The following is a 12,920-nucleotide window of genomic DNA, read 5'->3' as shown; positions in this document are numbered from 1 at the left end:
ATGCTCACGGTGTCTCAAACGTCTTGCTCAATGTCGCCCGCTGCGAATGCCTCGCATTCGCACGTATGGGACGGCACCTCCAGGAACCACCCGAGCTAAACATGATCAATGAAGATCCTTATGACTTTATCGGCATCGGCCTCGGCCCGTTCAATCTGAGCCTGGCCTGCCTCGCAGAGCCCCTGCCCGGCGTGCGCAGCCTGTTTCTCGAAAAGAAGGAGGCCTTCGGCTGGCATACGGGCATGCTGGTCGATGGCACCACGCTGCAGAACCCGTTTCTCGCCGACCTGGTCTCGATGGCGGATCCGACCAGCCGCTTCAGCTACCTCAACTACTGCAAGCAGCAGGGTCGCATCTACACGTACTTCGTGCGCGAGAATTTTTACCTGACGCGCCAGGAATACGACCGCTACTGCAAGTGGGCGGCCGCACAGTTGCGCAACGTGCGCTATCGCCAGGACGTGCTCGACATCCACTATGACGCCACCCTGCCCGGCTACGTGGTGAGCGGCGTCGACACGCACACGGGCACGCCGTTCCGGCATCGCGCGCGCCGTCTCGTGATCGGCATCGGCAGCGTGCCATCGCTGCCCGCGTGCTGCGATGGCGTGAACACCGATCAGCGCGGTCTCGTCCACACGTCGGCCTATCTGGCCAACAAGTCGTGGCTGCAACAGCAACGCGTGATCACCGTGGTCGGCAGCGGTCAAAGCGGTGCCGAGGTCTACTACGACCTGCTGCAGGATTGCGACACCTACGGCTATACCCTGAACTGGGTCACGCGCTCGCCGCGCTTCTTCCAGATGGAGACCGCCAAGCTCACGCTCGAGCTGCTGCTGCCGGCCTACGGCGAGCATTTCTTCGGCCTGAGCGAGTCGGCCAAGGCGCGCGCGCTAGACAGCCAGCGTCCCATCCATGCCGGCATCAACAAGAACCTGATCGACCGCATCTACGATCGCCTCGACGAAAAGCGCCATCGCCCCGGCGTACGCACGCAGTTGCTGCCCAATCTCGCACTCACCTCGCTGGCGCCGGATGACGGCGGCCGCCAGTTCGCCCTCACCTTTCGCCATACCGACCTGGGCGAGCAGTATCGCCACCTCGCCGACGGCGTGGTGCTGGCCACCGGCTATACGCATCGCGTGCCGCCCTTCGTGCGCGGCATTCGCGACCGCATCCGCTGGGACGCACACGGCCGCTATCAGCAGGCACGCAACTATTCGGTCGATCTCGGCGGACAGGAAGTGTTCGTGCAGAACGCCGGCTTTCACAGCCACGGCATCACCAATCCGGACCTCGGGCTGGTATGCCATCGCAACGCCCGGTTGCTGCACGCACTCACCGGCGTGGACCACTACCGCGCCGAAGCGCGCACCACGTTTCAGGACTTCGCGCCGCGCGCGGACAGCGGCTTCGTCCGTATCGGCGAGGCCGGACTTCCCGACCCCGCCGCCCGCGCGCCGCAACCGGTGCCGGCACACGCCACGCTGACCTCGATGGCTGGATAGACGATGAGCCTGCGCCTGACCATCGTGATCATGTCCGCCTTCGGTGTGATCAGCGACGCGATTCTGATCGCGTTCTACCCGCAGTTTTTCGAGGTCCGCTATGGCGTCACCAGTCCCGTGCATGTCGGCGCGTATATCGCCGCGATCTCGATCGCGGTGATGTGCACGCTGCCGTGCTGGGCACGGGTGGCGCGGCGCGTGGAGACCATGCACCTGGTGGTGTACACGCAATGCATCGCGGGGCTGCTCGGCGCGGCCAGCGCCTGGGCCGACACCGTGGCCGGCTTCTGGGTGCTGACCATGCTGATGTTCATGACCAAGAGCAGCTACCTGCTGATGTTCCCGTACCTGATGCGGCTCGAGCGGGCGGACACGCACAGCGCGACCATCGGCCTGCTGTCGGTGGTGGTGCATATCGGCGGCATCTTCGGCGCCATGGCGGGCGGGCTCGCGCTCCAGCACTTCGGACCGCGCACCTGCCTGTGGATGATGGCCGCCGGCGACTTCATCCAGATGGGCCTGTGCCTGTACCTGATCGCGAGCGGCAAGGTGGTGCGCGTGCTCGGCACCGATGCCGCCGCGGCGGCACCGGCCGCGGCCGCGCGGCGCCGCACGCTGTCGCTGGTGTTCAGGCTGAGCCTGCTGATGCTCCTGTTCGACTTCAGCGCCTACCTGGTGCGGCCGTTCTTCTCCGTGTATTGGGAACACATCACCGGCATGCGCAGCCAGATGCTGACCGGACTCGTGTTCGCGATTCCCGGTGTGGTCGCGCTCGTCGCCTTGCTCGCCAACCATCGCGCCGGCGACGGCCGGCGTCTCGACCACACGCTCGCCAACCTGCTGCTCGGCGCCATCGGCCTGCTGCTGCAGGCAGCGCCTTCGGCCACGTTGATCCTGCTTGGCCGCTGCCTGTACGGCTGGTCGCTGTTCCAGGTGATCGTCAAGCTGGAAGTCACGCTGTTCAAGGTGAGCACGCCCGACGCATATGCACGCGACTTCAGCATCGCCAACGGGTTCCAGAACCTCGGGGTGCTGTTGTCATCGTTCGGTGCCGGGCTGGTGGTGAGCCGCTTCGACATCGAGGTGACCTTCGCCATCGCCGCCGCCGGCCTGCTGCTGACCGCGCTGGTCGACCGCTGGACCTTCGGCGTCGACCGTCGCCACGCGCAGCCCGCCGCCGCGCTCGCCGCCAATCCTGCCGGAGCCAGCCATGCCAGTTGAACGTTGGCACCTCGACAGCGGCGCGCGCGAGGCGATGCCGGCCGCCGTGAGGGCGGCGCTGAACCCGCGCCTGTCGATCCGCGCACTGTCGCTGGACGACCGCGCCACCAGCGCCGGTCACACCGACGACATCGCCACGCTGCATCGCTGGTTCACCATGGACTATGCGCGCTTCTGGAACATGCAGCATCTCTCGCTCGACCAGACACGGCAGTTCTATGCCGATCTGCTCGCGGCCGGACACGGTGGCGCCTACCTGGGCCTGTGCGATGGCCGCCCCGCGTTTGTCGTCGAATGCTACGACCCCACGCAGGAACCGGTCGGCACGCACTACCCGGTGTGCGCCACCGATATCGGCATGCATTTCTTCGTCGGGCCGCCCGATCCACCCGTCCGCCATTTCACGCGCGACGTGATCCGCCACGTCATGGCGTTCACGTTCTACACGCTGGGCGCCCGGCGCGTAGTGGTGGAACCCGATGCCCGCAACGACAAGGTTCATGTCCTGAACCGCGCCGTGGGCTTTGTCTATGACCGCCAGATCCGGTTGCCACACAAGACCGCCTGGCTCGCCTTCTGCACCCGTGCCGGGTTCGCCCGATCCCTTTCAGGAGAAGTCACCCATGAATGCCCCGCTTGATGCTTCCTTGCAGGCGCAGCTTGCACCTCTGCCCCACCTTCAGCCGCACCTTCAGCCCCATCATGTGGTCGATCATCTCGACCCGACGGTCTGGGCCAAGGTCAACCGCCTGCTCGTGCGCAAGGCCATCGCCGAGTATGCGCATGAAGTGGTGATCGTGCCCCAGGCCATCGGCAAGCCGCTGGCCGACGGCTGGCAGCAGTACCGCCTCGATGCGGACACGGCCGGCTGCCAGTACCGCTTCCGCGCGCAGCCGATGGCACTGCGCCACTGGCGCATCGATCCCGCCACCATCGAGCGCACCATCGAAGGCGTTCCCCGGCCGCTCGACGCCCTCACCTTCGTCAACGATTTCAAGCACACGCTCGGCATTCCGGCCGACAAGCTGCCGATCTACCTCGACGAAATCAGCAGCACGCTGTTCGGCGCGGCGTACAAGCACAACCGGGCGCACAACCGGGCGCACAACGGCGAACACGGCCGCGATGACAGCCGCATTCCCGCCAGCGCGGCCGCACTTGTCGATGCCGACTTCCAGACCTACGAGGCGGCGATGATCGAAGGACATCCGGGTTTTGTCGCCAACAACGGCAGGCTCGGCTTCGACGCCGGCGACTATCGTGCCTACGCGCCGGAAACCGGCTCGCGCTTCGCGCTGATCTGGCTCGCGGTCCATCGCGATCATGCGCATTTCGCCAGCATTCCCGACTTCGACTACCACACGCTGATGGCACGCGAGATCGGCGGCGCACGGCTCGCGGCGTTCCACCAGACGCTGGTTGCACGCGAGGTCGATCCCGCCGACTACCTGTTCATGCCGGCGCACCCCTGGCAGTGGTTCAATAAACTCAGCATCGCGTTCGCCGCCGATGTGGCCAACCGCAAGATCGTGCCGCTGGGCTACAGCGACGACCTGTACACCGCGCAGCAGTCGGTGCGGACCTACTTCAACGCGTCGCATCCCGAGAAGTGCTACGTCAAGACATCGCTATCGGTGCTCAACATGGGCTTCATGCGCGGGCTGTCCCCGTACTACATGGCTGGCACGCCGGCGATCAACGCCTACCTGCATGACCTGATCGAGCGCGACCATACCCTGCGCGGCTATGGCTTCAGCATTCTGCGCGAGGTGGCATCGGTGGGCTATCGCAACCGCTACTACGAAGCGGCGCTCGATACCGACAGCCCCTACAAGAAGATGCTGTCGGCGCTCTGGCGCGAAAGCCCGCTTACGCGGCTGCGCCCGGGCGAGCGGCTCATGACCATGGCCGCGCTGCTCCATATCGATCCCGATGGCAACGCCTTTCTGCCCGAGCTGATCCGCCGCTCGGGACTCGACGCGCATGCCTGGCTGCGCGGCTATCTGCGCGCCTACCTGGAGCCGCTGATGCATTGCTTCTACGCGCACGACCTCGTCTTCATGCCGCACTGCGAAAACCTGATCCTGGTGCTGGAAGACCATCGCGTCACGCGCGTGTTCATGAAGGACATTGCCGAAGAGTCCGCCATTCTGAACAAGGATGCGGTTCTGCCGGAAGGCATTCAGCGGCTCGCCGTCGACATTCCGGAAGACTACAAGCTGCTCGGGATCTTTATCGACGTATTCGACGGCGTGTTCCGCCATATGAGCCAGATTCTCGTCGACAGCGGTACCTGCAGCGAGGACACCTTCTGGCAGATCGTCGCCGATACCGCGCACGACTACCAGGCCGCCCATCCCGAGCTCAAGGGCAAGTTCGCGCGGCACGATTTCTTCAAGCCGGACTTCCTGCATTCGTGCCTGAATCGCCTGCAGCTCAAGAACAACCTGCAGATGGTCAATCTTGCGGATCCGGCATCGAGCCTGACCATGGCGGGCTCGCTGCCGAATCCGGTGGCCGGACGCGGGCGCTCCACCGCGGCCTGACCGGCATGCACGACCGGGATATGCACGCTCTGGATATGCACGACCTGGACATGACCGATCCGGACAGGCACGCGCGGCGCACACGCGATCGGGACCCGCGGGTGCATGACCGGCACGATCGCCTCGCGGCATGGATCGCGGCAGCCTCGCGCGCGGTGCCGGGCCTCGACGGGACCGTCGTGCCCGGCGGCGCCGCGGCGCCGGCGTGGAGCGAGGCCGGCGCGATGGACATTGCGCCGATGTATCGTCACCTGTCCGCGCAGCACCCGGAAGCCGGTGCCCATTACTGGGCACTGCGCAGCTGGGGGCTGCACGTCTGGCAGCCGGTCTACCTCGGCGTGATTGCCGTGCATCTGTGCCGCTGTAGCGCTGACCTGTCGCACGTATCGCAACACGTGGAGCAGGGCGCCATCCGTGGCTTTCGCGTGGGCACGCATGTGCCAGCCATGGCGGCCGAACCCGATGGCCTGGCGCGCACGGCGGCGCAGCTCGCCAACGGCTGGCGCCAGCTGTTCGCGCAGTGGCGCGCGATCGGTCCACTGCCGTTGAAGTCCGCCGGCCGTCTGCTCGCCGATTGCGTGCTCGGCGCCTTGACGGCCGTGCAGCGGCAGCGCGCCGACTGGGACGAAGCCGTCATGCATGTAACCGCCGACCATTGGCTCCACGCGCTTGGCCTCGGCGGCGAGAGCGGCTTCCTGCCCTATCGCGATACGGACGGCGCGGCGCGGCTGGCCGTGGCGCCCCGGGTCTGTTGCCTGCATTACCGGCGTGCCGGCGCGGAGCCGTGCGATACGTGCCCGCGTCGCCCGCTTGCCGAACGCATGGCGCGCCTCGCGTGCCGCGGCGGGCCGTAGCTCCGCCCGCATGCCGCCGGCCAACCCTGGCCACAAGGGACCGGGCCGGCTTTCCACAGCAGTCCCGGATTTTTTCTCGTATGCGCCGCATGCGCGGCGGCGCTCGCCCCCCGTAAGGAGAAATTCATGTCTGACCTGAGTCTGTCGTCCCATTTCGAAGCCGAGCAGCTCCAGTTACCGGTGGCCAGCTATTGCGACGAAGAGGTATTTGCATTGGAGCAGGAACGCATCTTTGCGCAAAGCTCCGTCTATGTCGGACACGAGAAAATGGTGCCGGACCCCGGCGACTGGCGCGCGCTCGGGCACGAAGACAACGCCCGCGTGCTGGTGCGCAACGCGAATGGTGTGGAGCTGATCTCCAACGTCTGCCGTCACCGGCAGGCGCTCATGCTTGGCGACTTCGGCGTCAGTGCGGTGCCCTCCGCCGCGCGCGGCGGCGCGTGCAGCGGCAACCTGCGGCAGCGTGGCGGCAATATCGTGTGCCCGCTGCACGGCTGGACCTATGACAACGGTGGACAACTGGTCGGTGCGCCACAGTTCGCGCAGCCACCCTGCCGCAACCTGCGGCGCTTTCCGCTGCACCATGCTGGCGGCGGCTTTCTGTTCGAGGGGCCGCGCGATCCGCTGCAGGACCTGCGCGGCCTGTTCGACCGTCCCGAGTTCGAGTTCGGCGACTACGTGCTCGACCATGTCGAGATGCACCGTTGCGACTGCAACTGGAAGACGTTCGTCGAAATCTACAACGACGACTATCACATCGGCCCGTTCCACCCCGGTCTGGGCCGCTACGTGCATAGCGACGGGCTCGACTGGGAGTACGGCGACTGGTACAGCGTGCAGCGCATCGATGTCCATCCGACGCTGGAAATCGCCGGGACCGACACCTATCGCGCCTGGCACGACCGGCTGCTCGCGCACAACGGTGGAAAGGTGCCGGCCTTCGGCGCGATCTGGGCCACCTACTACCCGACGCACATGATCGAGGTCTTTCCGTATGCGCTCGTGCTGTCGACGGTCTATCCCAAGGGCGTGCATGAGACCATGAACGTGATCGAGTTCTACTACCCGGAAGAACTGGCCGCGTTCGACCGCGAACTCGTGGAGGCCCATCGCGCCGCGTACATGGAGACCGCCGTGGAGGACGACGAGATCGCGGAACGCGTCGACGCGGGCCGCCGCGCGCTATACCGGCGCGGCGAGTCCGATACGGGCCCGTACCAGTCGCCGCTGGAAGACGGCATGCGGCATTTCCACGGCTGGTATCGCACCATGATGAGCCAGCCCACCAGCCATCAGGGCGGCGCCGCAACGGGTCCGCGCTGACTCGGCGCGGTGCGGCGCGGTGCGACGCGATCTACTCGGCCACGATCTTCTTTTCCGCCGCGACCCGCTGCCAGCGCACCACTTCCGATTTCAGGTAGTCGCGTGCCGCAGCCGCAGTGCCGCCACCGAGCTCCGTGCTCAGCGCGCCAAGCTTCTCGCGCAGGTCCGGCGACTTCAGCGACTCGTTGACGGCCTGGTTGAGCGTATCGCGTACGTGGTCCGGCAAGTGGGCCGGCCCCATCAGCATGTACCACGCGCTGATGGCATAGCCGGGCACGCCTGCCTCCGCGACCGTGGGAACATCCGGCAGCGAGGCAATACGCGTGGGGGTGGTCACCGCCAGCGCGCGCAGGCGGCCGCTGCGAATGTACTGGAGGACGGTCGGCACGGTGTCGAAGTTCACGTCGACCATCCCGCTCAGCAGATCGGTCAATGCCGCGCCGCTGCCCTTGTAGGGCACGTGCGTCATGGTGACACCGGTCGCCGACTCGAACAGCTCCGCGGCGAAATGCTGCTGGGTACCCACTCCCGACGAGGCGTAGTTGATGGCGCCCTGCTTCTGCCGGCATAGCGCGATAAATTCGGCAAGCGTCTTCGCGGGCGAACTGGCCGGCACCACCACCACCTGCGGCACCGTACCGATCAATACGATCGGCGTGAAGTCCTTCTGCGGATCGTACGCCAGTCGCGGCGTAATGGCCGGCACCATCGCGTTGGAGCTTACGTGTCCCACCAGGAGCGTGTAGCCGTCCGGTTTGGCGCGTGCCACGGCGCCCGCCGCAATGGTGCCGCTGGCGCCGGCGCGATTCTCAATCACCACCGGTTGCTTCAGCCGCTCGCCAAGCTTCTGCCCGAGCTGCCGCGCGATGATGTCGGTGCCGCCGCTCGGTGCAAAGCCCACCAGCAACGTAATCGGCTTGGCGGGATAGGCGTCCTGCGCCTGCGTCGCACCGGTCAGCAGCCCGAAGGCGGCTGCCAGCACGATTTGTTGGATGCGTGTCATGTCCTGTCTCCTCGTGCCGGCCAGTCGTCAATGATGCGACATCAGGCTGCCAAAACCGGCGATCTGATCCTTGATGCCCATCTTGCGCAGCGCCGACCAGTAGATCACCGGGCCCGAGGCAAACACCGGCTTGCCCAGCCACTTCTCCGCATCGTTGGCGACCCTGGCGTATGCAAGGTTGGTACCGAGCTGCAGGATCGCGTCGGGCCTGGCGGCCTCGCAACGGAGCGTCGCCGCGGCAAGCGCTTCATAGGTCTGCGATGCCACGTGGATGATGCTTTTGCACTTGAGCCCCTCCACGTGTACCACCTCGAATCCGCGCGCCGTGAAGTAATCGATCGCGTTCTGTTCGATCACCGGGTAGTACGGCGTCAGCAACGCAATCTTCTTCGCGCCGCACAGCTTCAAGGCCTGCTCGGCGGACTGCGCACCCATCGTCACCGGCAGGCCCGAGAGCTTTTCCAGATGCTCGAGCAACGCAAAGCTGCCGCGCTCGCCGCCCATATAGCTCTGCGAGGACATGCCCAGTACCAGATGGTCGATCAACGCCTCGCGCAGGCGGCGGACCGAGTCGTCCAGGTTGGCCGCCACGTTGCGCATGATGATGGACCAGTCCTCGTTCTGCGCGATCTTCTGGTTGGGCACGTAGTAGCGATCCACCGCATTGATCACGCCACGGGGCCGCATATCCATCATCTCGTTCTCGACGTTGACGTTCGGACCCGGCGTCATGATGCCGATCACGCCGCGCGGCCCGAGCGCATTGACGTAGCGCTGGTCGTCATGGGTGGAACCGTCGATCTCATGGATACCCTGCTGAAATGCATTCATTTTTGCGACATCTCCAATTTTTTGGCCGAAAAATTCACCGTGAAACGACAAAGTGAATGCATGTCACTGTAGGTGGGTGGATGCCGCAGGGTCAAGCTTTTGCATTCACAAAACGGGTAAACACTAGGAAGAATCGCAAGAAAGACGCTGAAATATCGCAGGAATGCATGCATAATCGCCGCATGAGCAAAGAATTCGTCCATAACTCCCTCCTCGAGAATCTGCGCGAGGTCTTTATTCGCGGCGAAGTGCCTCCCGGCGCCAAAGTGCCGGAGGCGGAGCTATGCGAACGTTTCGGTGTGTCAAGGACGCCGCTGCGCGAGGCCCTTAAGGTGTTGGCGGCGGAGGGGCACGTCGAACTGCTGCCGAACCGCGGCGCGCGCGTGCACGTATTGACCCTGGAAGAAGTGGACGGCCTGTTCGCAGTAGCCGGCGCACTGGAAGCGCTGGCGGGCGAACAGGCGTGCCAGCGCATCGAGCCGGCCGCACTGGCGGCGCTGGAAGCCACGCACGAAGGCATGCGCGCGGCATTTCGCGCGCGTGACCTGGCGCGCTATTACGAGGCTAATCGCCAGATCCACGAAGCCATCGTGATGGCGACGTGTAATCCGGTGTTGCAGGCACAATACGCGCAGTTGAATGCGCGCATCCGGCGCATCCGTTTTGCCTCGCCAATGACGGAGGAAATCTGGTCGCGCGCGATGGCCGAGCATGAAGGCATGCTCAACGCGCTGCAGCGGCGCGATGCCGCGGCAATGTCGAGCATCCTGAAGACGCATCTGATGCACAAGAGCGAGGCCATTCTCAGCGCGATGCGCGCCGAGCAGGCTCAGACGCCGCCGCCCAAAGGACGTCGACGGACAGAAGTGGCGGCTTGAGATCGAATTGAGATCGACTCGGAAGGCTGTGGCGGGCGGAAGCGCGCGCTGCGGCGTGATCGTTGCCGTAAAAAACAAAACCCCCCCAGCGGTAAAGCTGGGGGGTTCTGGGGATAAGAGCCTGGCGATGACCTACTTTCACACGGGTAGTCCGCACTATCATCGGCGCGGAGTTGTTTCACGGTCCTGTTCGGGATGGGAAGGGGTGGTTCCAACTCGCTATGGTCACCAGGCATGAGGGGTTGCCGGGCTGACGCGAATGCGGTCAGCGCGGCGAATCGGGGTGTAGTAAAGGTTGGGTACTGCTTGTGTATTGGGGTTGTGCTTGTACTGGCCAAGGCGGCACAGCTGAACTCGTCACTGGGCAAGACACACCAGTTATAGGATCAAGCCTTACGGGCAATTAGTACTGGTTAGCTTAACGCATTACTGCGCTTCCACACCCAGCCTATCAACGTCCTGGTCTCGAACGACCCTTCAAGGAGGTCAAGCCTCCAGGGAATCCTCATCTTCAGGCGAGTTTCCCGCTTAGATGCTTTCAGCGGTTATCTCTTCCGTACATAGCTACCCTGCGATGCCTCTGGCGAGACAACAGGTACACCAGCGGTACGTCCACTCCGGTCCTCTCGTACTAGGAGCAGCCCCCGTCAAGATTCCAACGCCCACGGCAGATAGGGACCAAACTGTCTCACGACGTTTTAAACCCAGCTCACGTACCTCTTTAAATGGCGAACAGCCATACCCTTGGGACCGGCTACAGCCCCAGGATGAGATGAGCCGACATCGAGGTGCCAAACACCGCCGTCGATATGAACTCTTGGGCGGTATCAGCCTGTTATCCCCAGAGTACCTTTTATCCGTTGAGCGATGGCCCTTCCATTCAGAACCACCGGATCACTATGTCCTGCTTTCGCACCTGCTCGACTTGTCGGTCTCGCAGTTAAGCACGCTTTTGCCATTGCACTTTAGGTACGATGTCCGACCGTACCAAGCGTACCTTCGAACTCCTCCGTTACACTTTGGGAGGAGACCGCCCCAGTCAAACTGCCTACCATGCACTGTCCCCGACCCGGATTCACGGGCCAAGGTTAGAACCTCAAACAAACCAGGGTGGTATTTCAAGGACGGCTCCACGAGAACTAGCGTCCTCGCTTCAAAGCCTCCCACCTATCCTACACAGACCGGTTCAAAGTCCAATGCAAAGCTACAGTAAAGGTTCATGGGGTCTTTCCGTCTAGCCGCGGGGAGATTGCATCATCACAAACACTTCAACTTCGCTGAGTCTCGGGAGGAGACAGTGTGGCCATCGTTACGCCATTCGTGCAGGTCGGAACTTACCCGACAAGGAATTTCGCTACCTTAGGACCGTTATAGTTACGGCCGCCGTTTACCGGGACTTCAATCAAGAGCTTGCACCCCATCATTTAATCTTCCGGCACCGGGCAGGCGTCACACCCTATACGTCCACTTTCGTGTTTGCAGAGTGCTGTGTTTTTATTAAACAGTCGCAGCCACCATTTTATTGCAACCCCTTCACCCTTCTGGCGCAGGCCAGTCAAGCTACCAGGGCGTACCTTATCCCGAAGTTACGGTACCAATTTGCCGAGTTCCTTCTCCCGAGTTCTCTCAAGCGCCTTAGAATACTCATCTCGCCCACCTGTGTCGGTTTGCGGTACGGTCTCGTATGACTGAAGCTTAGAGGCTTTTCTTGGAACCACTTCCGATTGCTTCGCAGCATAAAGCCGCTCGCCCCACATCCTTGAATTCCGCGCCCGGATTTGCCTGAGCGCCTTCTCCAATGCAGGGACCGGGACTTCCAACACCCGGACAACCTTCCGCGATCCGTCCCCCCATCGCATCATACGACGGTGCAGGAATATTAACCTGCTTCCCATCAGCTACGCATCTCTGCCTCGCCTTAGGGGCCGACTCACCCTACGCCGATGAACGTTGCGTAGGAAACCTTGGGCTTACGGCGAGGGGGCCTTTCACCCCCTTTATCGCTACTCATGTCAGCATTCGCACTTCTGATACCTCCAGCATCCTTTACAAGACACCTTCACAGGCTTACAGAACGCTCTCCTACCACGCAATTGCTTGCGTCCGCAGCTTCGGTGACTGGCTTAGCCCCGTTACATCTTCCGCGCAGGACGACTCGATCAGTGAGCTATTACGCTTTCTTTAAAGGGTGGCTGCTTCTAAGCCAACCTCCTGACTGTTTTAGCCTTCCCACTTCGTTTCCCACTTAGCCAATCTTGGGGACCTTAGCTGGCGGTCTGGGTTGTTTCCCTCTTGACACCGGACGTTAGCACCCGATGTCTGTCTCCCGTGATTGCACTCTTCGGTATTCGGAGTTTGCTATGGCGGGGTAATCAGCAATAGACCCCCCAACCATGACAGTGCTCTACCCCCGAAGGTGAGACACGAGGCACTACCTAAATAGTTTTCGGAGAGAACCAGCTATTTCCAGATTTGTTTAGCCTTTCACCCCTATCCACAGCTCATCCCCTAGTTTTTCAACACTAGTGGGTTCGGTCCTCCAGTACGTGTTACCGCACCTTCAACCTGGCCATGGATAGATCATCTGGTTTCGGGTCTACACCCAGCGACTCAACGCCCTGTTCGGACTCGCTTTCGCTACGCCTTCCCTAATCGGTTAAGCTTGCCACTGAATGTAAGTCGCTGACCCATTATACAAAAGGTACGCCGTCACCCCCGAAAGGGCTCCGACTGTTTGTATGCATGCGGTTTCAGGA

9 protein-coding genes and 2 rRNA genes are annotated in these 12,920 nt (G+C 63.0%); 7 read left to right on the top strand and 4 right to left on the bottom strand.

From position 1 onward, the window contains the following. Nucleotides 1-101 precede the first annotated feature (101 nt). The 6 genes from DFLDMN_RS19610 to DFLDMN_RS19585 all read left to right on the top strand — a co-directional run bounded on the left by DFLDMN_RS19610 (nt 102) and on the right by DFLDMN_RS19585 (nt 7,452). Nucleotides 102-1,508 carry a lysine N(6)-hydroxylase/L-ornithine N(5)-oxygenase family protein gene (locus DFLDMN_RS19610; RefSeq protein WP_423199543.1) on the top strand — a complete coding sequence of 469 codons (1,407 nt, stop codon included), beginning with the start codon at nt 102-104 and terminating at the stop codon, nt 1,506-1,508. Nucleotides 1,509-1,511: 3 nt separating this feature from the next. Further along, a complete protein-coding gene (locus tag DFLDMN_RS19605) occupies nt 1,512-2,729 on the top strand; it encodes an MFS transporter (RefSeq protein WP_423199542.1) in 1,218 nt (405 codons plus the stop codon). Then, the gene (locus tag DFLDMN_RS19600; RefSeq protein ID WP_423199541.1) at nt 2,719-3,369 is read left to right on the top strand and encodes a GNAT family N-acetyltransferase; all 651 of its coding nucleotides are present in this window, start codon (nt 2,719-2,721) and stop codon (nt 3,367-3,369) included. Before DFLDMN_RS19605 ends, DFLDMN_RS19600 begins: the two co-directional genes overlap by 11 nt. Continuing rightward, nucleotides 3,353-5,275 carry an IucA/IucC family protein gene (locus tag DFLDMN_RS19595; protein ID WP_423199540.1) on the top strand — a complete coding sequence of 641 codons (1,923 nt, stop codon included), beginning with the start codon at nt 3,353-3,355 and terminating at the stop codon, nt 5,273-5,275. Before DFLDMN_RS19600 ends, DFLDMN_RS19595 begins: the two co-directional genes overlap by 17 nt. A gap of 20 nt (nt 5,276-5,295) precedes the next feature. Next, nucleotides 5,296-6,129: a siderophore ferric iron reductase gene (locus tag DFLDMN_RS19590; RefSeq protein ID WP_423199539.1), complete on the top strand. Its 834-nt coding sequence runs from the start codon at nt 5,296-5,298 to the stop codon at nt 6,127-6,129. A 126-nt stretch (nt 6,130-6,255) separates the two neighbouring features. Beyond that, the gene (locus DFLDMN_RS19585; protein WP_423199538.1) at nt 6,256-7,452 is read left to right on the top strand and encodes an aromatic ring-hydroxylating oxygenase subunit alpha; all 1,197 of its coding nucleotides are present in this window, start codon (nt 6,256-6,258) and stop codon (nt 7,450-7,452) included. A 31-nt stretch (nt 7,453-7,483) separates the two neighbouring features. On the opposite strand, the gene DFLDMN_RS19580 is transcribed toward DFLDMN_RS19585, so the two are convergent. Both DFLDMN_RS19580 and DFLDMN_RS19575 read right to left on the bottom strand, forming a co-directional pair. Then, nucleotides 7,484-8,455: a Bug family tripartite tricarboxylate transporter substrate binding protein gene (locus DFLDMN_RS19580; RefSeq protein WP_423199537.1), complete on the bottom strand. Its 972-nt coding sequence runs from the start codon at nt 8,453-8,455 to the stop codon at nt 7,484-7,486. A gap of 27 nt (nt 8,456-8,482) precedes the next feature. Then, the gene (locus DFLDMN_RS19575; RefSeq protein ID WP_423199536.1) at nt 8,483-9,286 is read right to left on the bottom strand and encodes a maleate cis-trans isomerase family protein; all 804 of its coding nucleotides are present in this window, start codon (nt 9,284-9,286) and stop codon (nt 8,483-8,485) included. A gap of 167 nt (nt 9,287-9,453) precedes the next feature. Here DFLDMN_RS19575 and DFLDMN_RS19570 point away from each other — a divergent pair, with 167 nt between their 5' ends. Beyond that, nucleotides 9,454-10,164: a GntR family transcriptional regulator gene (locus DFLDMN_RS19570; protein WP_423199535.1), complete on the top strand. Its 711-nt coding sequence runs from the start codon at nt 9,454-9,456 to the stop codon at nt 10,162-10,164. A 119-nt stretch (nt 10,165-10,283) separates the two neighbouring features. On the opposite strand, the gene rrf is transcribed toward DFLDMN_RS19570, so the two are convergent. Both rrf and DFLDMN_RS19560 read right to left on the bottom strand, forming a co-directional pair. Next, nucleotides 10,284-10,397, bottom strand: a 5S ribosomal RNA gene (gene rrf, locus DFLDMN_RS19565). 149 nt (nt 10,398-10,546) lie between these two features. Then, nucleotides 10,547-12,920, bottom strand: a 23S ribosomal RNA gene (locus tag DFLDMN_RS19560).

Source organism: Cupriavidus sp. H19C3, assembly GCF_049393815.1.
GTDB lineage: Bacteria > Pseudomonadota > Gammaproteobacteria > Burkholderiales > Burkholderiaceae > Cupriavidus.
The sequence above is the reverse complement of the archived record's forward strand: the minus strand, read 5'-3'. Positions and strand labels throughout refer to the sequence as shown.